26 protein-coding genes are annotated in these 22002 nt (G+C 70.0%); 13 read left to right on the top strand and 13 right to left on the bottom strand.

Annotated features, from left to right (window positions below):
* Positions 1-16 precede the first annotated feature (16 nt).
* The gene (locus tag ABN611_RS12925; RefSeq protein ID WP_350280084.1) at positions 17-553 is read left to right on the top strand and encodes a putative immunity protein; all 537 of its coding nucleotides are present in this window, start codon (positions 17-19) and stop codon (positions 551-553) included.
* Here ABN611_RS12925 and ABN611_RS12920 read toward each other — a convergent pair.
* Genes ABN611_RS12920 through ABN611_RS12910 form a run of 3 tightly spaced genes read right to left on the bottom strand, consistent with a single transcriptional unit; the run spans position 531 to position 2223 of the window.
* Positions 531-1220 carry a dienelactone hydrolase family protein gene (locus tag ABN611_RS12920; RefSeq protein ID WP_350280083.1) on the bottom strand — a complete coding sequence of 230 codons (690 nt, stop codon included), beginning with the start codon at positions 1218-1220 and terminating at the stop codon, positions 531-533. The two genes, ABN611_RS12925 and ABN611_RS12920, sit on opposite strands and share 23 nt — an antisense overlap.
* 16 nt (positions 1221-1236) lie before the next feature.
* A complete protein-coding gene (locus ABN611_RS12915; RefSeq protein ID WP_350280082.1) occupies positions 1237-1620 on the bottom strand; it encodes a pyridoxamine 5'-phosphate oxidase family protein in 384 nt (127 codons plus the stop codon).
* Positions 1621-1632: 12 nt separating this feature from the next.
* Positions 1633-2223, bottom strand: a complete 591-nt coding sequence (locus ABN611_RS12910) for a dihydrofolate reductase family protein (RefSeq protein WP_350280081.1) — start codon at positions 2221-2223, stop codon at positions 1633-1635.
* 87 nt (positions 2224-2310) lie between these two features.
* On the opposite strand from ABN611_RS12910, the gene ABN611_RS12905 reads away from it, so the two are divergent.
* The gene (locus tag ABN611_RS12905) at positions 2311-2763 is read left to right on the top strand and encodes a helix-turn-helix domain-containing protein (RefSeq protein ID WP_350280080.1); all 453 of its coding nucleotides are present in this window, start codon (positions 2311-2313) and stop codon (positions 2761-2763) included.
* Here the strand turns inward: ABN611_RS12905 and ABN611_RS12900 are convergent.
* Both ABN611_RS12900 and ABN611_RS12895 read right to left on the bottom strand, forming a co-directional pair.
* A complete protein-coding gene (locus ABN611_RS12900) occupies positions 2760-3602 on the bottom strand; it encodes a phosphotransferase (RefSeq protein WP_350280079.1) in 843 nt (280 codons plus the stop codon). The two genes, ABN611_RS12905 and ABN611_RS12900, sit on opposite strands and share 4 nt — an antisense overlap.
* Before the next feature lie 4 nt (positions 3603-3606).
* Positions 3607-4830, bottom strand: a complete 1224-nt coding sequence (locus ABN611_RS12895) for an MFS transporter (protein WP_350280078.1) — start codon at positions 4828-4830, stop codon at positions 3607-3609.
* Between the two features lie 83 nt (positions 4831-4913).
* Here ABN611_RS12895 and ABN611_RS12890 point away from each other — a divergent pair, with 83 nt between their 5' ends.
* The 5 genes from ABN611_RS12890 to ABN611_RS12870 all read left to right on the top strand — a co-directional run bounded on the left by ABN611_RS12890 (position 4914) and on the right by ABN611_RS12870 (position 8446).
* Entirely contained in the window at positions 4914-5819 is a 906-nt protein-coding gene (locus tag ABN611_RS12890) for a LysR family transcriptional regulator (RefSeq protein ID WP_350280077.1), read from the top strand.
* Between the two features lie 149 nt (positions 5820-5968).
* Positions 5969-7042, top strand: a complete 1074-nt coding sequence (gene ugpC, locus ABN611_RS12885; RefSeq protein ID WP_350280076.1) for a sn-glycerol-3-phosphate ABC transporter ATP-binding protein UgpC — start codon at positions 5969-5971, stop codon at positions 7040-7042.
* Between the two features lie 4 nt (positions 7043-7046).
* Complete coding sequence (locus ABN611_RS12880) at positions 7047-7481, top strand: protein-tyrosine phosphatase family protein (protein WP_350280075.1); 435 nt, start codon at positions 7047-7049, stop codon at positions 7479-7481.
* Positions 7482-7502: 21 nt separating this feature from the next.
* Complete coding sequence (locus ABN611_RS12875; protein WP_350280074.1) at positions 7503-7898, top strand: RidA family protein; 396 nt, start codon at positions 7503-7505, stop codon at positions 7896-7898.
* Positions 7895-8446 (top strand): GrpB family protein, encoded by a 552-nt coding sequence (locus ABN611_RS12870; protein WP_350280073.1) that lies wholly within the window; start codon positions 7895-7897, stop codon positions 8444-8446. The genes ABN611_RS12875 and ABN611_RS12870 overlap by 4 nt, the downstream gene beginning before the upstream one ends.
* Here ABN611_RS12870 and ABN611_RS12865 read toward each other — a convergent pair.
* Complete coding sequence (locus tag ABN611_RS12865; RefSeq protein ID WP_350280072.1) at positions 8385-9641, bottom strand: FAD-binding oxidoreductase; 1257 nt, start codon at positions 9639-9641, stop codon at positions 8385-8387. The genes ABN611_RS12870 and ABN611_RS12865 overlap by 62 nt on opposite strands.
* 57 nt (positions 9642-9698) lie before the next feature.
* Between ABN611_RS12865 and ABN611_RS12860 the strand changes: the two genes are divergently transcribed.
* A complete protein-coding gene (locus ABN611_RS12860) occupies positions 9699-10718 on the top strand; it encodes a WYL domain-containing protein (protein ID WP_350280071.1) in 1020 nt (339 codons plus the stop codon).
* Here the strand turns inward: ABN611_RS12860 and ABN611_RS12855 are convergent.
* Both ABN611_RS12855 and ABN611_RS12850 read right to left on the bottom strand, forming a co-directional pair.
* Positions 10668-11069, bottom strand: a complete 402-nt coding sequence (locus tag ABN611_RS12855; RefSeq protein ID WP_350280070.1) for a hypothetical protein — start codon at positions 11067-11069, stop codon at positions 10668-10670. The genes ABN611_RS12860 and ABN611_RS12855 overlap by 51 nt on opposite strands.
* A complete protein-coding gene (locus tag ABN611_RS12850; RefSeq protein WP_350280069.1) occupies positions 11066-11572 on the bottom strand; it encodes a hypothetical protein in 507 nt (168 codons plus the stop codon). The genes ABN611_RS12855 and ABN611_RS12850 overlap by 4 nt, the downstream gene beginning before the upstream one ends.
* 82 nt (positions 11573-11654) lie before the next feature.
* Here ABN611_RS12850 and ABN611_RS12845 point away from each other — a divergent pair, with 82 nt between their 5' ends.
* A complete protein-coding gene (locus ABN611_RS12845; RefSeq protein ID WP_350280068.1) occupies positions 11655-12287 on the top strand; it encodes a MerR family transcriptional regulator in 633 nt (210 codons plus the stop codon).
* Here ABN611_RS12845 and ABN611_RS12840 read toward each other — a convergent pair.
* Positions 12284-12754: a MarR family transcriptional regulator gene (locus tag ABN611_RS12840; RefSeq protein WP_350280067.1), complete on the bottom strand. Its 471-nt coding sequence runs from the start codon at positions 12752-12754 to the stop codon at positions 12284-12286. The two genes, ABN611_RS12845 and ABN611_RS12840, sit on opposite strands and share 4 nt — an antisense overlap.
* A gap of 109 nt (positions 12755-12863) precedes the next feature.
* Between ABN611_RS12840 and ABN611_RS12835 the strand changes: the two genes are divergently transcribed.
* Together ABN611_RS12835 and ABN611_RS12830 are read left to right on the top strand one after the other, a co-directional pair.
* Positions 12864-13442, top strand: coding sequence for an NAD(P)H-dependent oxidoreductase (locus tag ABN611_RS12835; RefSeq protein WP_350280066.1), 579 nt, complete (start codon positions 12864-12866; stop codon positions 13440-13442).
* Positions 13439-13801 carry a DoxX family protein gene (locus ABN611_RS12830; protein ID WP_350280065.1) on the top strand — a complete coding sequence of 121 codons (363 nt, stop codon included), beginning with the start codon at positions 13439-13441 and terminating at the stop codon, positions 13799-13801. The genes ABN611_RS12835 and ABN611_RS12830 overlap by 4 nt, the downstream gene beginning before the upstream one ends.
* 5 nt (positions 13802-13806) lie before the next feature.
* Here ABN611_RS12830 and dnaB read toward each other — a convergent pair whose 3' ends face one another.
* Positions 13807-15600: a replicative DNA helicase gene (gene dnaB, locus ABN611_RS12825; protein ID WP_350281635.1), complete on the bottom strand. Its 1794-nt coding sequence runs from the start codon at positions 15598-15600 to the stop codon at positions 13807-13809.
* 404 nt (positions 15601-16004) lie between these two features.
* On the opposite strand from dnaB, the gene ABN611_RS12820 reads away from it, so the two are divergent.
* Positions 16005-17321, top strand: coding sequence for an MATE family efflux transporter (locus ABN611_RS12820; protein WP_350280064.1), 1317 nt, complete (start codon positions 16005-16007; stop codon positions 17319-17321).
* Between the two features lie 41 nt (positions 17322-17362).
* A complete protein-coding gene (locus tag ABN611_RS12815; RefSeq protein ID WP_350280063.1) occupies positions 17363-18118 on the top strand; it encodes a hypothetical protein in 756 nt (251 codons plus the stop codon).
* A 42-nt stretch (positions 18119-18160) separates the two neighbouring features.
* On the opposite strand, the gene ABN611_RS12810 is transcribed toward ABN611_RS12815, so the two are convergent.
* The 3 genes from ABN611_RS12810 to ABN611_RS12800 are packed head-to-tail and all read right to left on the bottom strand — an operon-like array spanning position 18161 to position 21970.
* Complete coding sequence (locus ABN611_RS12810; protein ID WP_167204355.1) at positions 18161-18538, bottom strand: DUF4913 domain-containing protein; 378 nt, start codon at positions 18536-18538, stop codon at positions 18161-18163.
* Positions 18528-20357 (bottom strand): TraM recognition domain-containing protein, encoded by a 1830-nt coding sequence (locus tag ABN611_RS12805; protein ID WP_350280062.1) that lies wholly within the window; start codon positions 20355-20357, stop codon positions 18528-18530. Before ABN611_RS12805 ends, ABN611_RS12810 begins: the two co-directional genes overlap by 11 nt.
* On the bottom strand, positions 20357-21970 hold the full coding sequence (locus ABN611_RS12800; RefSeq protein ID WP_350280061.1) for an ATP/GTP-binding protein: 1614 nt from the start codon (positions 21968-21970) through the stop codon (positions 20357-20359). Before ABN611_RS12800 ends, ABN611_RS12805 begins: the two co-directional genes overlap by 1 nt.
* Positions 21971-22002 lie beyond the last annotated feature (32 nt).

The following is a 22002-nucleotide window of genomic DNA, read 5'->3' as shown; positions in this document are numbered from 1 at the left end:
GGTACGATTGAGGCTCATGGGTCATCAGGAAATCCCGCTGAGCCTCGGCGAACTGCGCGAGCTGAGCCTGTGGACCGCCGCCTGCGCCGAGCGGGCGCTGCCGATCTACGAGGCGGTGGCGCCGGCCGACCGGCGGCCGCGCGACGCGATCGAGACCACGCGCGAGTTCGGTGCCGGGGGCAAGCGCACCAAGGCGATCCGGACCGCCGCCTGGGCGGCGCTGAAGGCGGCCGGTGAGATCGGCGACCCTGCCGCCGAGGCGGCCGCACGCGCCGCGGTCGGCACGGCCGGTTCGGCGTACCTGCATCCGTTCGCGGCGGCGACGCAGGTCAAGCACATCGTCGCGCCCGCGCAGTACGCGGCGTACGCCGAGGAGCTCGCGACCGGAGATCCGCGGGCTGGGGAGGCCGTGCTCACCTGGGCAGTCGAGTGCGTCCCGCCGACGGTCCGCGAGGTGCTCGCCCGCTACCCGCAAGGCACCCCCGGCCGCAGTCGGCTGGGCGAGTTGCACCGCTGGTTGGAGCCCGAGCTCAGGCGACCGTCGACCGCATGAACGCGAGCGCCTGCGGCCACGCCAGCCGGAACGCGTCCGCGTTCACGTCCTTGCCGTGCCGCGACTTGTCGGAGAACCCATGGTCCGCGCCGGGAAAGTACTGCGTGAACGTCGCACCTACGGTCCGCGCCTGCAGCACGGTCTGCAGCGTCTCGAAGTCCGCGTTCGGTACGGCGGCATCGGCGCTCGGGTAGCTCACCAGCACCGGCGCCGTGATCGCGGCCGCCTCGGCGATCGCGTCGTACGTGTGGTGCGGCGGCCGCTCCGACGGGACGGTCGGGTGGAACGCGACCACGTTCGCCACCCGGTGGTCCCTGGCAGCGAGCAGAAAGGCGAACCGCCCACCCAGACACCACCCGATCACCCCGACCTTGCTGCACCCGAGATCCTCGAACAGGTAATCCATCAAGGCACCCTGCTCGGCCAGCGCCGCGTCGTCGTCCAGCTCCCGCAACATCCCGCCGAGCTCCTCGCGGGTGGCGTTGTCCGTACTACGCCCCTTGAACGGATCCCACACCAACGCAGTGATCCCTTCCCCCGCAACCTCATCGGCCCAGGCCCGCACCTGCTCCCCGATCCCGGTGATCATCGGCAACATTAACACCCCGGCCCGCCCCACCCGCGCCAGATAAGCGTCCTGCTCCCCCACCGTCACCGTGACACCCATGGCGGGAATCTTAGAGTCAGCGGACGCCGACCGTCTGGTGGTCGGGTTCGATGACGCCGATGACTCGGGCCTGGTCGCGGCCGTAGGGCTGGCCGATGTACTTCTGGGCGATCTGGTCGACGAGGGCCCAGCCGGCGTCGCCGTCGATCCACTCGACGAGGCGGCCGCGGACGACGACCGGCTCGAAGGGGTTGTCGACGGGTGCGATGGAGAGGGCGACGCGCGGGTCGCGGCGGAGGTTCTTGGCCTTCAGGGAGTTCGGGCCGGTGAGGAAGACGATCTTGTCGTCGAGCGTGCTCACCCAGAGCGGGATCGAGTGCGGCGCCCCGTCCGGCAGGACGGTGGCCAGGTGCGCGATCGACGTGCTCTCGACGGCGGCGCGTACGGCGGGCTGCAGCATGGCTGGTCTCCTTCAGCGGACGATGTCGTAGTGCAGGTGGGTGACGCCGGGCGCGGGCACGGCCTCGCGCAGGTTCAGCTTGATGTGTTCGGGGAGTTCCTGGAAGAACGGTCGGCCGGCGCCGAGCAGGATCGGGATCTGGTGCAGCACCAGCTCGTCCACGAGTCCGGCCCGCAGCGCCGCGGTCACCGTGCCACCGCCCATCAGCCCGACGTCCTTCCCGCCGGCCAGTTTCCGCGCCGCGGCGACCGCGTCCTCGATCGTGTGCGCGAGCGTCTGGTTCGCGCTGACCTCCGCGACCGGCCCGTGGCTGAGGACGACGAGCGGCGCCTTCGGGTGCGGGCTGCCGCCCCCGAAGTGACCGGAGTCGTCGTACGTCTTGTGGCCCGCGATCACCGCGCCGACCCGGCCGGCGAGCGCGTCGAAGACCCGCGCGCTCGGTGCGCTGAGCTTGAACCCGTCGAACACCTGGCTCGGGGTGTCGCCGTCGAAGTACCAGTCGAACAGCGTCGGCGCGTCACCGAGGCCGCGGTCCGGACCGGAGTCGCGTCCGGTGACGTAGCCGTCGACCGAGACCGAGAGGCCGCAGATCACCTTGCTCATGGTTTCGCACCTTCCCGTCGGGGTTCCGTGAAGAAACGCTAACACGTCGGAGTTCCCTCAGGGAACCCCAAGCGCTAGACTGCTTCCATGCAGCGCACAGACTTCAGCCGGATGGCGTGCTCGATCGCCCGCACGCTGGACGTGATCGGCGAGCCGTGGTCGCCGTTGATCCTGCGCGACATCTGGGTCGGCTTCGCGCGGTTCGAGCAGCTCCAGGCGGACCTCGGGATCTCTCGCAAGGTGCTCACCGAGCGCCTCAACCACCTCGTCGACCGCGGCGTCGTCGAGCGCCGGCCGTACGACGCCCGGCCGCGGTACGAGTACGTACTGACGGACAAGGGCCGCGAGCTGGTCGACGTGCTGATGGTGATGGTTGCCTGGGGCGACAAACACCTGGCCGGCGAGGCCGGTCCGCCGGTGCTGTACCGGCACCAGGCCTGCGGCGAGATCAGCCACGTCGACCTCACCTGCGCGCACTGCGGCAAACCGATGCACGCCGACGACGTCGAACTCCTCGCCGGTCCGGGTGCCGCGGCCTAGCCGGCGCAGTACTTGCTGAAGACCTCGAGGTTCCGGTCGACGCTCCTGATCCGGCCGAATCCCCAGGTCTCGACACCGGGCCGGTCGACGGAGTTCAGCACGCGCGCCGACAGGTCCCGCAACCCCCGCGCGAGCAGCGCGAACTCCACGTGGTCGAGGTCCAGGTCGTCGGCGCGGTACTCGTCGAGAAACTCCACGAGGCGGGTGCCGTCGGCCGCGACCCAGACGTCGTACTCGCGGGGCCCGATCACCGCGTTCTCCCAGTCGAGGATCGCGGCCACCTCGCCCGCGTCGTCGACCAGCAGGTTCAGCCCGTGCAGGTCCGTGTGGCACACGACCGCGCGGACCTCCTTCGCCGCGACGCGGGCCCGCACACCGTCCAGTCGCGCGATCGCGGCGGCCAACTCGTCTGCCCGGTCCTCGATCCACGGGTGGTCGAGCGCGCGGCCCAGCTCGTCGATCGCCGGCTCGTCGGTGTCGGCGGGCGGCAGCTCGACCTCGAGCGCGGCTTCGTGGACCTGGCGCATCGCCCGCGCGGCAGCACGCCAGTCGCCGAATGTCGCCGTACGCCCTGCTATGTAAGGAAAGACGGCGTACGCCTGGGAGCCGTGGGTGGCGGACAGCTCGCCGCGCAGCGTGCGCAGCGGCTCCACGACCGGCAGGCCGAGCGCCCGCAGCTGGTCCAGCTGCTCCAGCCCGTTCGGGCGCTCGCCTTCCTTCCACCGCTTGACGAACCACTGGCCGTCCGCCACCCAGCCCTCGGTGGCGAAGCCGCCCGGGTGCGGTTCGAGCGAGGTGACGGTCAGTCCGTAGTCGCGTTCGAGATCCACACCCGGCATCAGATCACTTCTGCTGGGCGGCGAGCATCCGTAATACCGCGGCGTTGACCAGGATCAGCATCACGGCGGAGAACACGACCAGCGCGACCTCGGCCGGAAGCAGCGCGATCCCGACGCCGATCGCGAGGACCGGGAGCGCGAGTCCTGCGTACGCGATCAGGAAGAGCGCCGCGAGGACCTCGCCCCGCGAACCGGCGTCGGCCAGCGACGCGGCGGTCGCCACGGCACCGCGGAACACGAGCCCGACGCCCGCACCCGCGACCACACCACCGATGGTGAACAGATAGAGGTCGGGGAGCAGCCCACCGGCGGCCACGCCGACCAGGCCGACGGACATCGCGATCAGCCCGAGGCGGAGCTGCCCCGGCTGGCTGAGCCGGACGAAGATCGCCTGACTGGCCGCACCCGCGATGAAGACGGCGAACGTCACGACACCGGCGAGCAACCGCGACGGATGCTGCAGGACGCCGGCCAGGAACGTCGGCGCCAGCGAGGTGAAGAGCCCGAAGATGGCGAAGGCCGCGAAGGCCCCGACCGCCGACGCGAAGAAGAGCGGCCGCGCCGACGACGGCAGCGCGACCCGTTGCGGACGGTACGCCGGGCGCTCCTCCAGCCGCTCCACGGTCTCCGGCACCAGCGCGATTCCGACCGCGCTGAGCAGCAGGAGGACCAAGAAGATCTCGTACGGACGTTCCAGCGGCGCGTCGACGTACTGCGCCAGCAGCCCGCCGACCAATGGACCGAACGCAAGCCCACCGAGGTTGACCATGCTCGAAATCAGCGCCGACCGGCTCGGGTCCTCGCCCGGCCGCGCGATCTGCCGCAGCTCGGACAGATGCGCGGTGGCGGTCGCGGTCAGCACGCCGACCCCGACACCGCAGATGAATCGCGCGAGCAGCAGACCGGGCACGTCCGGCCAGATCAGGAAGATCGCCGCCGACAACGCCTCGGCGAGTACGGCGAGCAGCGCGACCCGGCGGCGCCCGAGCCAGTCGCTGACGTGACCGGCGAGGTACAGCGAAGCCATCACGCCGACCGCGTAGCTGGCGAAGATCACCGTGATCACGAACGTCGGGAAGCCGTCGCGCTGCTGGTAGATCGCATAGAGCGGGGTGGGGATCGTCGAGAAGGCCATCGTGGTGAGGAAGGCCGCCGCGATCACCCAGAACCCGGGCGCATGAGCGAACCGGATCCGTGCACCGGCCCGCGAGGACGTCATCGTGGACATGAGTCCAGCGTGCCGCGCGGCATCTATCGGGTCCAACGAAAGTTCTTGCACTCTCTTATCGGTGAATCCGATAATTCGATGCTGTGGACAGCCGGCAGCTCGAGTACTTCGTCGCCGTCGCCGAGGAGCTGAGTTTCACCCGGGCGGCGCAGCGGCTGTTCACCGTCCAGTCGACGGTGTCGGCCGCCGTCCGGGCACTCGAGAACGACCTGAAGACGACACTCTTCGACCGGTCGACCCGCCGCGTGGTGCTGTCGGCCGCGGGCCAGGCGCTGCTGCCCGAGGCGAAGGCCGCGCTCGAGGCTCTGGACCGGGCCCGGGCCGCGGTCGAGGAGGCGTCGAGCGGGCTGCGCGGAAGCGTCCGGATCGGGACACTGGCCCGCCTCAGCATGGTGAATCTGGCCGAGCTGCTGGGCGCGTTCCACCGGCGATATCCGCTGGTCGAGGTGCAGGTCGCCACGTCTCCGACCGGCTCCACCGGCCTCGCGGACGACGTCCGCCATGGTCGCCTGGACCTGGCGCTGCTCGGCCTGCCGCGGCCGGAGCTGCGCGGGCTCGAGGTGCGCGACATCGCCACCGTCCCGTTCGTGGCGCTGGTGCCGGCGTCGCATCCGCTCGCCGGCCGCGCCGGGATCCGGCTCGAGGAACTGGCCGGGGAACGCTTCGTCGACATGCCGCCGGGGTTCGGCAACCGGAAGCAGGTCGACCGCGCGTTCGACGCCGCCGGGATGCCGCGGCGGATCCAGGTCGAGGTGCCGGAGCTGACCACGATCCCCGACTACGTCCGGGTCGGGCTGGGCGTTGCCGTCGTACCCGATGTGGAGCTGGCGGCGGACGAACCGGCGGTCGGCAAGCTTCCGCTGCTCGACGCGGAGCTGACCTGGACGCTGTCGGTCGTGACGGCCGCGGGGCGGCGGCCGAGCCGGGCCGTGACCGCCCTGCTCGACCTGATCGGGGACCCGGTTCGCGCTGCCGGACCGTACTTCTGACGGTTACATCACCCGGGAATGTAATTCGCCGGTCAATCGTTGTACGAGGTGCTTCGGTGATACATCACCAAAGCAGACACCCAGGACCTGGGCGCCTTTGCTACGGATCGTCCGGCACGTTCCTGCCGGCGAAGGGAAGGAAGCGCGACATGGCAACTGTCTCGTTCAAGGGAGCCACCCGGGTCTACCCGGGCACCGACCTCGCCGCGGTCGACAAGCTCGACCTGGACATCGAGGACGGCGAGTTCATGGTGCTCGTCGGCCCGTCCGGCTCCGGTAAGTCCACCGCGCTGCGGATGCTGGCCGGGCTCGAGGAGGTCAACGACGGCGCCATCTTCATCGGCGACCGGGACGTCACCAACGCCCCGCCGAAGGAACGCGACATCGCGATGGTGTTCCAGAACTATGCGCTGTACCCGCACATGTCGGTGGCCGACAACATGGGCTTCGCCCTGAAGATGCAGGGCATCCACAAGGACGAGCGCGTCCAGCGCGTGCAGGAGGCGGCGAAGCTGCTCGGCCTGGAGGAGTACCTGGACCGCAAGCCGAAGGCCCTGTCCGGTGGTCAGCGCCAGCGCGTCGCCATGGGCCGCGCGATCGTGCGCAGCCCGAAGGTGTTCCTGATGGACGAGCCGCTGTCGAACCTCGACGCCAAGCTGCGGGTCCAGACCCGGACCCAGATCGCGGAGCTGCAGCAGCGGCTCGGCGTCACCACCGTCTACGTCACCCACGACCAGGTGGAGGCGATGACGATGGGCGACCGCGTCGCCGTACTGCGCGACGGCGTACTGCAGCAGGTCGACACCCCGCTGAACCTGTACGACAAGCCGCGGAACAAGTTCGTGGCCGGCTTCATCGGCTCGCCGGCGATGAACCTGATCACCGCCGAGATCACCGACGGCGGCGCGAAGATCGGCGACTACGTCGTACCGATCGCGCGGGAGGTGCTGGCCAAGGCCGGTGACGACAAGACGCTGACGCTCGGCATCCGGCCGGAGGCGTTCCACCTGGCCGACGAGGGGCTGCCGGTGAAGGTCTCGGTGATCGAGGAGCTCGGCTCGGACGCGTACCTGTACGGGACCGCCGAGCACACCAGCGACCAGATAATCGCCCGGATCGGCACCCGCCTGCACAACGACAAGGGCACCGTCGTGCACCTGGCACCGGACCCCGACAAGCTGCACCTGTTCTCGACTTCTACGGAGGACAGGCTAGTAGTTTGATCCTGTGGGCCACTGGACCAAGGACACCCCAGGAGTGATGGAGCTGCCGTCGGGTCGGCTCGTCCGCGGACGCGGTCTGCGGTACGGCCCGGCGGCAGAGCCGTTCCCGACGTACGGCGTGTATCTGCTCGGCCACGAGCCGCCCGACGTGCCGTGGGAGACGCACTGGGTGAAATGGCCGGACTTCCGGCTGCCGGTGGACCGCGCGCAGGCGCTGACGGCCTTCCGCGAGGCCCTCGAGCGGACCGGCAGCGGGCGGGTCGAGTTCGCGTGCGGCGGCGGTCGCGGCCGCACCGGTACGGCGCTCGCGTGTCTCGCCGTACTGGACGGGGTGCCGGCCGAGCAGGCCGTGGCGTATGTACGGCAGCATTACGACAAGCGCGCCGTCGAGACGCCGTGGCAGAAGCGGTATGTGCTAAATCTGTTGACCCGGGGTTGAGCGATCGCGTTGGGTCGGAGCGTGACGATCGAGCGGACCAACCCTGACGGGCTGCACCCGACGCCTGGCTACCACCACGTGACGCGGGTGCAGGCAGACACCCTGATCTACCTGGCCGGCCAGTGCCCACTGCAACCATCCGGCGACTTGGCCGACGGCGGTCTCGAAGGGCAGACCGCGCAGGTGATCGCGAACATCCTCACCGCGCTCGAATCGGCCGGCGCCACCCCGGAGGACGTCCTACGCACGGTCATCTACGTGGCCTCCGCGGACCGTGAGGAGCTGGCGGCGGTCTGGACCCAGCTCAACGCCTCGCCGCTCGCCCCTGCCTTCACCACGGCCAGCACCCTCCTCGGCGTCGCCCAACTCGGCTTCCCCGGGCAACGCGTCGAGATCGACGTCACCGCCGCGCTGTGATTCCGCCCGCCGCCGTGGTCGACTACGACCCCGACTGGCGGGTGTGGTTCGCGGAGATCCACGCCCGGCTGACGCCGTACCTTGCCGGTCTCCCGCACGTCGTCGAGCACGTCGGCAGCACCGCCGTACCCGGGCTGGCGGCGAAGCCGATCATCGACGTCGACGTCGTGGTGCCGAGCGCCGACCTGGTGCCGGCGGCGATCGAGCGGCTGGCCGCCGCCGGCTACCGGCACCAGGGGGACCAGGGCATCGCCGGCCGCGAGGCGTTCGCGCAGCCGGCGGACGCGGTGCACTACCACCACCTGTACGTCGTTGTTGAAGGCAACAAAGCGCACCAGGACCACGTCGTACTGCGGGATCACTTGCGGCGGAGTGCTGCCGACCGGGAGCGGTACGCCATACGCAAGCGCGAGCTGGCGCACCTGCTCAGCACCGACCGCACCGCCTACGTCGAGGGCAAGGGCGCGTTGGTCGAGGAGCTGATCGCTAGAGCTGGTGGTTCGCGTGCAGCCGCGCGGCCGGATCGTAACGACGGCGAAGCTCCGTGAGCCGGGCGTGGTCGCCGGGGTCGTAGGCCTCGGCGAGCTCCTGCGCGCTGAGTTTCTCGAAGCTGAAGTTGAGGAAGCGACCTACGGCGGACGGGCGCCACGGGTCGAGGATCTTCCGTCGTAGTTGCCGGGTGTCGGCGCTGCCCGGGGTGAGGACGGTCAGCGAGTACGCCGCATCGCGGTGGCCGACGGCGTTCGGGACTTCCGGGCGGCGCGCGAGTGCGCCACCGAGGTGGCGGATACCGAGCACGCACATCTCACCCGGTTGCGGCAGCTGGTCGAGGTCTCTCAGTAGCAGGTTGCTCGAGCTGTAGCTGTCCGGGCGGTCCGGCTCCGCGAAGATCTGCCCGGAGTCGACGTACGGCAACTCGCCGACCGTGTCGAGAGCCGGCTCCCCGATCTCCCGCAGCGGCTTGACCAGGTCCACACCGTCGTCGCCGAGGACCGCCAACTGCACCTGGCCGATGTACTTCCCGCGCAGCGGCGCCGGCACCTGCGGGATGTCGGGCATCGGCAGCATCGCGATCGCCGACGTCACCTCCTCGGGTACGGTCCGCGTCCACGCCTGCCACACGTCCGGCACCTCCGGATGCTCGGCGAGGTCGAAGTACAGGCTTCCGCCGTAGATGGTCGGCACGTCGAAGAGCTCGATCTCCATCCCCGTGACGACGCCGAAGTTCCCACCGCCGCCGCGCAGCGCCCAGAACAGCTCCGTGTCCTCCTCGGCGTTCCGTCGTACGCCGTCCGCGGTCACCAGCTCGATCCGCCGGACGTGGTCGGCCGCGTACCCGAAGCGCCGGGCCATCAGCCCGAGCCCGCCGCCGAGCGTGTATGAGATCGCGCCGACCCCCGGCGAGCTGCCCGACAGCGGGGCCAGCCCGTACGGCGCGGTCGCGTCGAGCACGTCCCGCCAGGTCGCGCCGGCCTCGATCCACGCGGTCTTCCGATCGGCGTCGACCGTCACGCCGTTGAACCCGCGCGTCGCGATCAGCACACCGCCGTCGAGCCCTTCGATCAGACCGTGCCCCGCCGCCTGGACCGCGACTCGAAGGTCTTGGTCGATCGCGTAGCGCACCGCCTCCTCGATCTCGGTCGCGTCGGTGACCTGAAAGATCACCGCGGGACGGTGCTCGACCCGCCGCTGGAAGCCGTGTCGCGCGTCGTCGTACCCGTTGCTAGTCGTCGTCAACATCATGCAGATCACGCTAGGCGGCCTTGCGGACACATCTTGTCCGCAGGAGAGAATCTGTGGATGAGCGCGCGGAAAGAGATGCCTGGCCGGATGCTCCGGTTGCTGTCCTTGCTGCAGAGTCGCCGGGAGTGGTCCGGTCACGAGCTCGCCGACCGCCTCGGCGTCACCGAGCGGACGGTACGGCGGGACGTCGAGCGGCTCCGTGCGCTCGACTACCCGGTCACGGGCACGACCGGGACGGCGGGCGGGTACCGGCTCGGCTCCGGGGCCCACCTGCCGCCGCTGCAGCTGGATGACGACGAGGCGATCGCCGTCGCCGTGAGCCTGGTCGGCGCGGCCGGTGCCGGAGTCAGTGGGATGGCCGAGAGCTCGATGAGCGCCCTGGCCAAGCTGGAGCAGGTACTCCCGGCGCGGCTGCGTCCGCAACTCGCGGCCGTCGGCTCGGCCGCCGAAGCGATCCCGCGTCCCGGCGTACCGCAGGTCGATCCGGGCGCCCTCGCCGTCCTCGCCCGCTGCTGCCGGAACCACGAGCTCGTTGCCTTCGACTACCACGGGCGTCAGCGCGGTACAACGCGGCGCCGGGTCGAGCCGCATCAACTGCTGACGCTGGCGGGGCGGTGGTACCTGCTCGCGTTCGATCCGGAGCGCGACGACTGGCGGATCTTCCGCGTCGACCGGATCACCGCCGTGTCTCCGGTGCTGCACCGCTTCACGCCGCGGGTCGTGGACGGACCGTCGTACCTCGTCGAGTCGTTCGTGTCGGCGCAGTACCGGCACAAGGTCGCGCTGACCGTCGAGGCACCGGCCGACGCGGTGACCTCGACGTTCGAAGGGGTGGTGCGCGGGACCGTCGAGCCGCTCGGCCCGTCGTCGTGCCGGGTCCGGTTCAGCGCGGACACGTCGGGGATGCTGCTGACCCAGGTAGCGGCCGTCGCGGCCCTCGGTCCCATCGCTGTCGAGCAGGCGTCTCCCGAGACCGCCGCGCTGATCAGCCGGGTCGGTGAACGGTTGCAGCGGTCTTTCCTTGCACTAAGCAACGATCAGGCCGACTCCGAGGGTCAGGACGCCGGCGGCGAGTGAGGCCGCGCCGAGCCAGAGAATCCAGAGGAACTGGTTCGGCTGGGTGCGGTCCTTGCCCGCCGAGGACGCGAAGAAGCCGCCCGACATCAGGATCGCCGCGACCGGGATCGCGAGCCGCGCGAGCCACAACCAGAACCCGGTCAACCCGGTCTGGTCGACGTACAGCAGGCCGACCAGACTGAGGATGACGAGGACGCCGGCGTGCGCGTGACCGGCGCGCGCGAACGACTTCTGGAAATCGGTCATCGGCACCTGGCCGCGGACGATCTTGGTCATGAAGTAGCCGCCGAACTGGATCGTCACGACGGTGAGCAGGATGGCGCCGGCGATGATGCGGGTCACGTCGGTCATGCGTGCACGCTCTCCTTGACTGAAGTGGTGGTTGTCCGAGTGGTTCTTGTACGCGCAACCCAGAGCGCGACGGCGATGTAGAGCAACTGCTCGGGGATGCGCTGCCAGAGCGGGGTCGCTTCCCCGCCGGCGAACGGCACGTCGGCGACCGCGGCGTGGATGTTCGCGGGCAGCAGTCCGACGAACAGCGCGGCCAGTGCGTAGCCGGCCCAGCGGCGGGTCGCGGTGAGCACCAGTCCGGCGGCGCCGAGCAGCTCGAGGACGCCGGTCAGGTAGATGACCGCGCCGGCGAACGGAACGAACGGCGGCACCATCGCCACCAGGTCGGCATGGTTGGGCATCACCGTGACGCTCGCCGGGACGAAGTGCGCGCTCGCGGTCAGCAGCAGCATCACCGCCATCGCGTGCGCCGCGGCGACCGGCCAGGTCGCGAACCGGCGGACGCCGAGCAGGCCCAGCACCCGGAAGCCGACGGTGCCCAGGATCAGTACGAGCGGGATCATCCGACTCGCCTCCTTATGGATAGTGAAGGTATCCGTTTATGGATACTGATACTATCCATGACAGTCAAGAGGAAGGCAAGCGATGCGAATCGGGGAGCTCAGCAAGGCCACCGACGTCCCGGTGCCGACGATCAAGTACTACCTGCGCGAAGGCCTGCTGCCCGCCGGCGAACTCAGCAGCCCGAACCAGGCGTCGTACGGCGAGGCGCACGTCCGCCGGCTACGCCTGATCCGCGCCTTGATCGAGCTGGCCCAGGTACCGGTGGTCAAGGTGAAGGAGATCGTGGAGTCGCTGGACGCGGACACCGAACCGCTGCACGAGCAGATCGGGCGCGCGCACCGCGCACTCACCCCGACCCGCCGCCTGACCGCGACCGACGAGGCCCGCGCCGCGGCCACCCGTCAGGTGGCGGACCTGATCGCGGAGCGCGGGTGGACGGTGGAAGCCGACGCGCCCGCGCTGACCACGCTCATCGACACGATCGCCGCGCTCCGCACCCTCGGCCAGGGCTACCTCGCCGGCCACCTCGACACCTACGCCGAAGCGGTCGAACGCTTCACCCGGATCGAGATCGAGGCCGTCACCAGCACCCCGACCCGCGACCAGCTCGCCGAGTCGGTCGTGATCGGCACCATCCTCGGCGAGACGCTGATCTCGTCGCTGCGCCTGCTGGCCCAGGAGTCCATCTCGGCCGAACGCTGGAAGAACCGCTAACAGTCGCCGAGCAGTCCCGGCAACAGCTTCGTCAGCGCGTTCTTCAGCGCGCGCTGCTCGGTCTCGGTCAGCGGGTCGAAGACGAGTTTGCGCACCAGTTCGACATGACCCGGCGCGGCCTTCACCAGCTCCGCGTAGCCGTCGTCGGTGAGGATCGCGTTGGTGAACCGGCCGTCGTCCGGATCGGGCTCCCGTCGGACGAGACCGCGGTTCTCGAGGCGGCGGACGAGATGCGACAGCCGGGACAGCTCCGAGTTCGCCAGGACCGCGAGGCGGCTCATCCGCATCGTGTGGTCCGGCTGGTCCGAGAGGCCGGCGAGGACGTAGTACTCCAGGAAGCTCAGGCCGGAGTCGCGCTGCAACTGCTCGCCGAGTACACCGGGGAGCACGGTCATCACCAGGTGCAGGGTCTGCCACGTCTCGAGTTCGCCGGACCTCAGCCAGCGCGGCTCGGCTTCGGTACCCATGGCTGCAGCATAGCCACTCTTCCGGGTTGACTTGAACGTTCATGTCATCCGCTCTACCGTGGTGGATGACATGAACATTCAAGTCAACCCCTCTGAAGGAGTCGTCGCCATGAGCGACCTGAAGATCGCGGTCATCCTCGGCAGCACCCGGCCGGGACGCAACGGCAAGGCAGTGGCGGACTGGGTGCTGGACCAGGCCGCGGGCCGGGATGCCGGCTACGAGCTGATCGACCTGCTCGACTACCCGCTGCCGCACCTGGACGAGGCCATGCCGCCGTCGATGGGGCAGTACGCCGGCGCGCACACGAAGGCCTGGGCCGAGACGATCGCGGCGTACGACGGGTTCGTGTTCGTCACCCCGGAGTACAACCACTCGACGTCCGGCGTGCTGAAGAACGCGATCGACTACTTGTACGCCGAGTGGAACAACAAGGCGGCTGGCTTCGTGTCGTACGGTTCGCTCGGCGGCGCGCGGGCGATCGAGCACCTGCGGGCGATCAGCGCGGAGTTGCAGTTGGCCGACGTACGTCAGCAGTTGTCGTTCTCGCTGTTCACCGACTTCGAGAACTTCACCGAGTTCCGTCCCGGTCCGCAGTACGCCGCCCAGGCGACGGTCCTGTTCGACCAGCTCGAGACGTGGGCGAGCGCGCTCAAGCCCGTCCGCACCGGCCTGCGGGTCGCGGCATGAACACCGTCCTGTGGATCGTCTCCGGACTGCTGGCCGCGATGTTCCTGCTGTCCGGCGCGATGAAGCTCCCCGCGACGAAGGCGTCCCTGGCCACCAACCCCCGGATGGGTTGGGCGGCCCCGTTCCCGATCGAACTGATCAAGCTCATCGGCATCGCCGAGATCGCCGGCGCCGCGGGCCTGATCCTCCCCCGCCTCTTCGACACCGCCACCTGGCTGACCCCCACCGCCGCCGTAGGCCTGGCGGTCGTCATGGCAGGCGCCATCATCACCCACACCCGCCGCTCCGAATTCACCAACGCCGCAATCAACGCAGTACTCCTGGCGCTAGCCGTCTTCGTAGCAATCCAGCGCTTCTGACCCCATCACCCGTCGTGCGCCATGTCCACGAACCGCGAGTAATGCCCCTGGAACGCCACGACCACATCCGCAGTAGGCCCGTTCCGGTGCTTGGCGACAATGAAGTCCGCCTCACCGGGCCGGGTCGACTCGCGCTCATACGCATCCTCACGGTGCAACAGGATTACAACGTCGGCGTCCTGTTCTAGTGATCCCGATTCGCGGAGGTCGGAGGCCATGGGGCGTTTGTCGGAGCGTTGTTCGGAGCCTCGGTTGAGCTGGCAGATGGCTACGACGGGGAGTTCGAGTTCCTTGGCGAGGAGTTTGATCGAGCGGGAGAACTCGGAGACCTCGAGCTGGCGGGACTCGACCTTCTTGCCCGACGTCATCAGCTGGAGGTAGTCGATGATGATCAGTTTGAGGTCGTGGCGCTGTTTGAGGCGGCGGGCCTTGGCGCGGATCTCCATCATCGTCAGGTTCGGCGAGTCGTCGATGAACAGCGGGGCCTCGGAGACCTCGCCCATCTTGCGGGCCAGCCGGGCCCAGTCCTCGTCGGTCATCTTGCCGTTGCGCATGTGGTGCAGCGGCACCTTCGCCTCGGCGGAGAGCAGTCGCATGGTGATCTCGTTGCGGCTCATCTCCAGCGAGAAGATGCATGAGGTCAGGCCGTGCTTGATCGAGCAGGACCGGGCGAAGTCCAGGCCGAGCGTGGAGTTGTGGGTCGGGATCATCGTCTTGCCGGCCAGGTACAGGTGGTCGGGGTTGTCGACCTCGACGCAGCGCACCGGCACGCTGGCCACCGGGTCGACCCACTCGAGCCGTCGCTCGCCCTCGCCGGTCAGCGCCGCCGGGTAGCCGTGCCCGGTGATCTGACGCGGCGCCGACCCGGGGATCGGCGGTGTCAGCCCGGGACTCGCCGACATCGCCGTGTACAGGTCGGCGGTCGTGCAGACCACCGGGCGGCCGCCGTCCTCGACCCGCCACTGGTGCTCGGCGTCGGCGACGATCGTGCTGCCGTCGGAGAACGTCAGCCGGAAACACGGCCGGTCCACCAGCACCTCGGTCGCCGCGACCACCGTGGTCGGCAGCCCGTCGGCGTCGAGCAGCTGGTCGCCGACCGCGACCTCGGCCATCGTGGTCCAGCCGGTCGGCGTCGGCAGCGGGGTGTCGAGGGCGAGCGCCTTCCCCATCGCGGGCCGGGCGGCGACGATGATCATCTGGCCCGGGTGCAGCCCGTTGGTCAGCTCGTCCAGGTCGGTGAACCCGGTCGGCACGCCGACCATCGCGTCACCGCGGGAGTCGATCGCCTCGATCTCGTCGAGGGTGCCCTCCATGATGTCCTTCAGCGGGGCGTAGTCCTCGGCGGTGCGCTTCTCGGTGACCGAGTAGATCTCCGCCTGCGCCTCGTCGACGACGTCGTCGACCTCGCCCTCACCGGCGTACCCGAGCTGGACGATCTTCGTGCCCGCCTCGACCAGCCGGCGCAGGATCGCCTTCTCCCGGACGATGTGCGCGTAGTAGCTGGCGTTGGCCGCGAGCGGGACGGACGCGACCAGGGTGTGCACGTACGGCGCGCCGCCGATCCGGGTCATCTCGCCGCGCTTGTTCAGCTCGGCGGCGACCGTGATCGCGTCGGCCGGCTCGCCCCGCGCGTAGAGGTCGGTGATCGCGTCGAAGACCACCTCGTGCGCCGGGCGGTAGAAGTCCGTGCCGCGCAGGTTCTCGATGACGTCGGCGATCGCGTCCTTGCTCAGCATCATCGCGCCGAGCACGCACTGCTCGGCCGCGAGGTCCTGGGGAGGGGTGCGATCGAAGCCCATCTCCGGGCTGCGCTCTTCGTGGCCGCCGTCCTGGCCCCCGCGGAACTCCGCCACGCTCACTTCGTCCGACCTCCTCGTCGCCCGCTGCCCCAGCCACCGCGAGCCGGGTTCGAACACCTGATCGAACTCTAGCCCTGCCCGCCGACAGTCTCCGGCGCCCGGCCTCGCGACCGTACGCCGCCCGCGTCACCGAAGGCCACTCGGCCGTCCACACCCCCTGTGGACGAATCGTGGATAACCCCGTCACGGGCTGTGCACAGGCTGGGCACAACCCTGTGGATATCTGGGGACGAGAACGCACAACCCGGCCCTGACCTGCGATTTCCCCAATGCACAACTGTGGAGGAGAAAAAGTCTGAGACGAATTTCCACAGCACCCGCGGCCGCTGGGTAATCTCGCTCCGGTGAGACGACGGATCGCCGAACAGGACCGCGAGATTCTCCGGCTGGCCGTCCCGGCGTTCTTCGCGCTGGTCTCCGAACCGCTGATGTTGCTTGCCGACTCAGCGATCGTCGGCCATCTCGGCACCCCGCAGCTCGCGGCGCTCGGGGTCGCCGGAACGATCCTGCAGACACTCGTCGGGCTGTGCGTGTTCCTCGCGTACGGCACCACCTCCGCGGTCGCCCGGCGGATCGGCGCCGGCGACCACAAGGGAGCCCTTGCCCAAGGCATCGACGGACTGTGGCTCGCGCTGCTGCTGGGCGTCGTACTCGCACTTCTCGGGGTGGCTTTCGCGCCGCAGGCGATCGGTGCGTTCGACCCGTCGCCCGAGGTGGCCGACCACGCGGTGACGTACCTGCGGATCTCCTGCATCGGCATCCCGTCGATGCTGCTCCTGCTCGCCGCCACGGGCGTACTGCGCGGCCTGCAGGACACCAAGACGCCGATGGTCGTGGCGATCACCGCCAACCTCGCGAACATCGCGCTGAACGTCCTGCTCGTCTACGGCCTCGACCTCGACATCGCCGGATCGGCCCTCGGTACGGCGCTCGCGCAGACCGGCGCCGGGATCGCGCTCGTGGTGGTCGTGGTCCGCGGCGCGCGCCGCGACGGCGCCAAGCTCCGGCCGGACCGCCCGGGCATCCTGGCCTCCGCGCAGATGGGCGTGCCGCTGATCGTCCGGACGCTCACCCTCCGGGCGGCGATCATCCTGCTCACGTTCGTCGCGACCGCCCTCGGTACGACGTCCGTGGCCGCCCACCAGGTCGCGTTCACGTTGTGGTCGTTCCTCGCGCTCGCCCTGGACGCGATCGCGATCGCCGCGCAGGCGCTCACCGGGCGGGCGCTCGGCGCCGGCGACGTCGCGGGGACCCGGGCGATCACCCGCCGGATGATGTGGTGGGGCCTGTTCTCCGGGCTGATCGGCGGCCTCGCGTTGTGGGGCCTGCGCGACGTCTACGTCCCGTGGTTCACCAGCGATCCGGAGGTACGTCGTACGCTCGCGGCCGTGCTGATCGTGTCGGCGCTCTGGCAGCCGATCAACGGCGTGGTGTTCGTGCTGGACGGCGTACTGATCGGCGCCGGGGACGGCCGCTATCTCGCGCTGGCCGGGGTCGTCGCGCTGGTGCTGTACGTCCCGCTGGCGCTCGCGGTGCTGTGGTTCGGCGGCGGGATCGTGGCGCTGTGGTGGGCGTTCGGCGGGTACATGCTGCTCCGGTTCGTCACGCTGACCACCCGCGAGCGCCGCGACGGCTGGTTGGTCACCGGCGCCACCCGCTGACCCCGCGGTGCGGCATCGTGGAGCAGAAGGAGAGGAGCGGCATGCCGGACACCGACGACGACCAGTCCGTCGAGCTCGTACCCGATCAGCGGGAGCAGGGCGACGACGACACCGAGGCCGCGCGTGAGCGGCGGACGGCCCAGGCCCGTGCCGAGGCCGACAACGACCTGTCCCGCAACCTCGCGGAGTCGGACGCGGAGCGCCGCGCCGAGGAGGACGAGGACCTCCGGCAGGACGAGGAGGACCAGGAAGCCCGCGCCGAGCGCATCGAGCAGGCCGTCAAGGACCAGCAGGAGCTGGACGAGCACCGCGACCGCGAGCAGGTGAAGGACGCCACCGCGGAGACCACCCGGGCGATGCAGCTCGCGTACGCCGACGAGTTGGCCCGCGACCGGTACCGGCAGTACGCGGCGAACGACAAGCAGCGCAGCCTCAGCGACCGGGCTCACGGCGGCCATCTGCTGGACGAAGCAGCGGCACACCCGGACGAAGCGGGCTCGGCCGCGCTGTCCGCCGAAGGCCGCCGGTTCCAGAACGCCGCCACCATCGAGGAGCGGAAGTACTACAGCGACCACAGCATCGCCGAGGCGTACGACGCCTCGGCGCGCGAGCACCGTCGCGAGGCCGCGGAGGCGCAGCCGAGCGCCAGCGAGGCCGTCCGCAAGGCCCCGGAGGAACCACCGGAGGCACAGCTGCCGCAGGCCCGCCGCCACGTCCGCGGCCCGGGCCGGGTCCGGAACCGGCAGGGCAAGGCCGTGAAGCCGAACCGCGCGAGCGAGCCCGACCTCGAGATCTGACGCGTCCGGTACGGCGAGGGCGGGCCGGGCCCGCCCTCGTCGTCAGACGCCGCGGATGTTCGGCTGGCGCTGGTCGAAGAACAGGCCGGCCGGCGGCTCCTGGACCGGGAGCGGCGGGATCGGGTAGTCGGTGTGCTGGTTGTTCCGGCAGGCCGCGAACGGGCCGTCCGGGTCCAGCAGCGCCATCATGTGCGGGTCGGCGTGGTCACGCCACCAGACCGACATCCCGGTCGCCGGGTCCAGCCGCAGGTGCTCCCAGGCCCGCCAGATCGAGTCCAGCCGGCTGAGCGCCTCCGCGTGCCGGTACCACTCCGGGCACCAGATGAACTGCTGGCCGAGCCGGCGGGTGTACAGGTAGATCAGCCGGTCCTCGACGAACTCCGCGACGTGCGGGTAGAAGAGTTCCTGTTCACCATCCACCCTTGTCTCCCTCGTTCTGCTCCCAGACCGGCCGCTCCGGGCCTCGCTGCATCGCCGTCGGCTGCGGGGCCACCCACGGGTTGTTGCTCACGGGCACGCTCGACGCCGCTCCCGGATCGTACTTCGCCAGCGACGCCTTGACCGCACCGGCGTCCGGCCGGGTGAACCACGGCACCGTCTTCACCAGCGTCGCCGGGATACCGGACGGGAACACGACCGCGCGACCGGGCGGCATCGAAGCGAGGTCCGAGACCTCCATGATGTTCTGCCGCTGGACCTGCTGGCTGGTACCGCGCTTGCCCTCGTTGTACGACGCCGAGCGGGACACGATGTCGTAGTCGCCGATCATCTTGCTCAGGTTCTCGAGGAACGACGCGTCCGCGGCGCCACCGCCGTACACCCGGATGTTGGCGGAGCCCCAGAGCTTCTGCATGCCGTGGTCGCCCCAGCACTCCTGGCCCTGCGCCCAGGACTGCAGGATCGTCATCAGCACGATGCCGCGGGACCCGAAGTGCGAGTACAGGTCGGGGAGGTTCTTCCACCGGCACACGTTGGCGGCTTCGTCCAGTACGCCGACCAGCGGGCTGGGCATCCGGCCCATCGGGCAGCCGCGGGCGTACTGCTCGGCGGCCTCGACGACGGCGACGGTGAGCGCGGTGACCAGCGGACCCGCCGTACCGGCGCCTTCCTTCGAGAGGCTGTAGAGCGTGCCGCCCTTGCGGACGAACTCGTGCGGGTTGAACTGCGGGCGGTTGTCGTTCGGGCCGCTCGGGACCACCCAGCGGGTGACCTTGCGGTTGACCAGGAACTGGGCGCTCTGCTGCGCCGTACCGTAGACACCGGCACGCTGCTTGTCCGGCGCGTTGATGACACCGGACAGTGCGTCCGCGGACAACTGCAGGCCCGGGGTGTTGCGCAGGATGCGCTCCGGCTCGTCGTTGCGCTGGTCGGCGAGCCAGCTGTAGACCTGGGTGATCGGCCGCTTCGCCACCGCGGCGGCGAGCAGCAGGCCGGCCAGCAGATCGGTACCGGCGGCGTCGAAGAACGCGTCGGTCTGCGCACCGACCTGGCGCTGCGACGCGACGAAGTGCTCCGCCAGCTCGCGCGCCTTGGTCTCGTCGGTGATGTAGGTCAGCGGGTTCCACCACCAGGTGTTCGGCTCCTCGCAGACCTCCTGCGGGTCGAACACCCAGACCGGGCCCTTCTCCGAGCGCGGACCGCGGGTGGCGTCGACGATGTCCCGCTTGTTGGACGTCGCGATGACACAGCCGGGAGCGTCCAGGATGGCCGGCACCGCGCGCGACGTGGTCTTACCGGTCCGCGGACCCCAGATGTCGACGTGCATGTCCTCCCAGTTGCCGAACACCTCGACGTTGTCCCGGACCGTCCGGCCGATCAGGATGCCCGGACCCGCGTGCCCGGCGCCGAGCTGGTTGGCCTTCTCCTGCGCGCCCTCGCGGGTGAGCTTGTAGATCTCCGACCGCTTCGACATCAGCGACGCCTGCCGGTCCACCCGGCCGATCGAGCGCTCCCGCTTCCGGAAGATCATCCAGCCGCCGGCCACCAGGCCGGCCAGCACCACGACCTCGACGACCAGGATGCCGGTGGCCGCGCCGGACCAGCTCAGGTTGCCCTTCATCAGGTCGACGATCGCGTCGAACGGGTTGCCCGGGGTGCGGGACCCGTTGATCGCGGAGGCGACCTTCAGCGCGGTCCACAGCGAGAACACCACGACCGCGAACACGCCGATGATCGCGAAGACGAAGATCGTCTCGGGAGACAGCCCGCCGGGGCCGGTGCTCTTCCTGCCCTGGGCCATTACTCGTCAACTCCCGTCCGGGCGATCACGCGGGTGTTCGGGTCCGGCGGCGGCAGCATCGCCGGGTCGTCCAGGCTGTACTCGCCGACGACGGCCTCGCTGCCGTCCGCGGCGATCTCCACCTTCTGCGGCTTGCCGTCCTCGCCGGTCTTCCACAGCTTGTTGGTGTCGTTGATCTCGCGCTCGACCGAGGTGAGGCCGACGTGCACCGGGATCCCGGGGCGGCCGCCGACCTTGATCAGGAAGTTGCCCCGGCCGGGCGGCGCGGCCTCCTTGCCGGTGGCCGGGTCCCACGCGGGCGGGTCCTGCCAGCCGACGAGCATGTTCTGCTCCTCCATGGACATCGACACGACCTCGGTCAGGTTGTCCATCTCGGCGCGCGGCAGGCCGCCGCAGATCACCATGCCGGACCGCTCGACGAAACCCTTCGCCTTCATCCGGTCCTCGGGGTTCGGCAGCGCGAGCAGGTCGGACATGGTGTGCGAGATCATCGCCATCCCGACACCGCGCTGCCGGTTCAGCCGGGTCAGCGCGTCGACACGGTCGACCAGGCCGCTGCCGGCCCGCAGTACCCGCCACAGCTCGTCGAGGATCACGAAGTAGTGCCGCCGCGGCTCCAGGCCGGCGTCCGCCAGGGCCTGCGAGACCGCGACCGCGCCGAAGCCGTACGACCAGCAGGCCAGCAGTACGGCGGCCTGCAGGCTGGTCTCGGAGTCGTCGACGTTGGACACGTCGAACACCACCGGACGGTCCATCTGCATCGGGTTGTCGGTCGGCGCGGAGAAGATCTCGCCCAGCCGGCCGCCGCCGACCAGACCGATCAGCGACGCCTCCAGGCCTTCGGTGATCTGCCGGTAGCGGTCCAGGCTGCCGCGGTCCAGGGCGACGTTCCGGACCCGGTCCGGGGCGTCCTGGATGACCTGCAGCAGGTCCTTGAGCACCGGCGTGCCCTGGAACCGCTCGTCGAGAACCTTGAGCGCCTCGTCGAGGATGGTCTCCTCGCGGTCGTTCGGGTTCTGGTTCCGCATGATCGCGATCAGCGCCGAGACCATCGTCTGCCGGCGGCCGTGCGCGTCGGCCTGGATCGCCTCCCGGGCCTTGCCGGTGAGCCGCAGCGCGGCCTCCCGGGACTCGCCGGGGTCGAGCACGTTCAGGTGGCCGCGGCCGCGGCCGAGCTGGATGACCTGGCCGCCGAGGGCCTCGATCAGGTCCTTGTAGTCCGGCTTCAGGTCGCCGAGCACCAGCGGCTGGACGCCGTACCCGGCCAGGCCGAGCGCCATCCGCCGGGTGATCGTCGACTTGCCCAGACCGGGCTTGCCGAGCACGAACATCGACGGGTTCGAGATCAGCTTGGCGCGCATGAACCAGCTGATCGGGTCGCAGCACATGGTCGCGCCGGACAGGATGTTCCGGCCGATCGGTACGCCGACCATCGGGCTGCCGGTACCGGCCGCGAACGGCCACAGGCCGCAGACCTGGACCGTCGTACCACGCCATTCCTGCGGAGCCTGCAGGTACGTCGAGTAGCCGCCGCCGGGGCCCGGCCAGCCACGCGGCATCGGCCGCTTGCCGCGCCGGGTCGGGTCGACCGGCTTCTTCTGCTTCTTGCTCACTGTGACCCCCCAGATGTCACTGTGGTCAGCTC

It is taken from the genome of Kribbella sp. HUAS MG21 (assembly GCF_040254265.1).
GTDB lineage: Bacteria > Actinomycetota > Actinomycetes > Propionibacteriales > Kribbellaceae > Kribbella.
The sequence above is the reverse complement of the archived record's forward strand: the minus strand, read 5'-3'. Positions and strand labels throughout refer to the sequence as shown.

Coding starts and splice junctions, on each gene's coding strand:
- ugpC (WP_350280076.1), top strand. CDS start 5,969: ATGGCAACTGTCTCGTTCAAGGGAGCCACCCGGGTCTACCCGGGCACC.
- ABN611_RS12910 (WP_350280081.1), bottom strand. CDS start 2,223: ATGAGCAAGGTGATCTGCGGCCTCTCGGTCTCGGTCGACGGCTACGTC.
- ABN611_RS12920 (WP_350280083.1), bottom strand. CDS start 1,220: ATGGGTGTCACGGTGACGGTGGGGGAGCAGGACGCTTATCTGGCGCGG.
- ABN611_RS12830 (WP_350280065.1), top strand. CDS start 13,439: ATGAACACCGTCCTGTGGATCGTCTCCGGACTGCTGGCCGCGATGTTC.
- ABN611_RS12840 (WP_350280067.1), bottom strand. CDS start 12,754: ATGGGTACCGAAGCCGAGCCGCGCTGGCTGAGGTCCGGCGAACTCGAG.
- dnaB (WP_350281635.1), bottom strand. CDS start 15,600: ATGGGCTTCGATCGCACCCCTCCCCAGGACCTCGCGGCCGAGCAGTGC.
- ABN611_RS12895 (WP_350280078.1), bottom strand. CDS start 4,830: ATGTCCACGATGACGTCCTCGCGGGCCGGTGCACGGATCCGGTTCGCT.
- ABN611_RS12915 (WP_350280082.1), bottom strand. CDS start 1,620: ATGCTGCAGCCCGCCGTACGCGCCGCCGTCGAGAGCACGTCGATCGCG.
- ABN611_RS12835 (WP_350280066.1), top strand. CDS start 12,864: ATGAGCGACCTGAAGATCGCGGTCATCCTCGGCAGCACCCGGCCGGGA.
- ABN611_RS12855 (WP_350280070.1), bottom strand. CDS start 11,069: ATGACCGACGTGACCCGCATCATCGCCGGCGCCATCCTGCTCACCGTC.
- ABN611_RS12860 (WP_350280071.1), top strand. CDS start 9,699: ATGAGCGCGCGGAAAGAGATGCCTGGCCGGATGCTCCGGTTGCTGTCC.
- ABN611_RS12900 (WP_350280079.1), bottom strand. CDS start 3,602: ATGCCGGGTGTGGATCTCGAACGCGACTACGGACTGACCGTCACCTCG.
- ABN611_RS12845 (WP_350280068.1), top strand. CDS start 11,655: ATGCGAATCGGGGAGCTCAGCAAGGCCACCGACGTCCCGGTGCCGACG.
- ABN611_RS12805 (WP_350280062.1), bottom strand. CDS start 20,357: ATGGCCCAGGGCAGGAAGAGCACCGGCCCCGGCGGGCTGTCTCCCGAG.
- ABN611_RS12905 (WP_350280080.1), top strand. CDS start 2,311: ATGCAGCGCACAGACTTCAGCCGGATGGCGTGCTCGATCGCCCGCACG.
- ABN611_RS12925 (WP_350280084.1), top strand. CDS start 17: ATGGGTCATCAGGAAATCCCGCTGAGCCTCGGCGAACTGCGCGAGCTG.
- ABN611_RS12850 (WP_350280069.1), bottom strand. CDS start 11,572: ATGATCCCGCTCGTACTGATCCTGGGCACCGTCGGCTTCCGGGTGCTG.
- ABN611_RS12865 (WP_350280072.1), bottom strand. CDS start 9,641: ATGATGTTGACGACGACTAGCAACGGGTACGACGACGCGCGACACGGC.
- ABN611_RS12815 (WP_350280063.1), top strand. CDS start 17,363: ATGCCGGACACCGACGACGACCAGTCCGTCGAGCTCGTACCCGATCAG.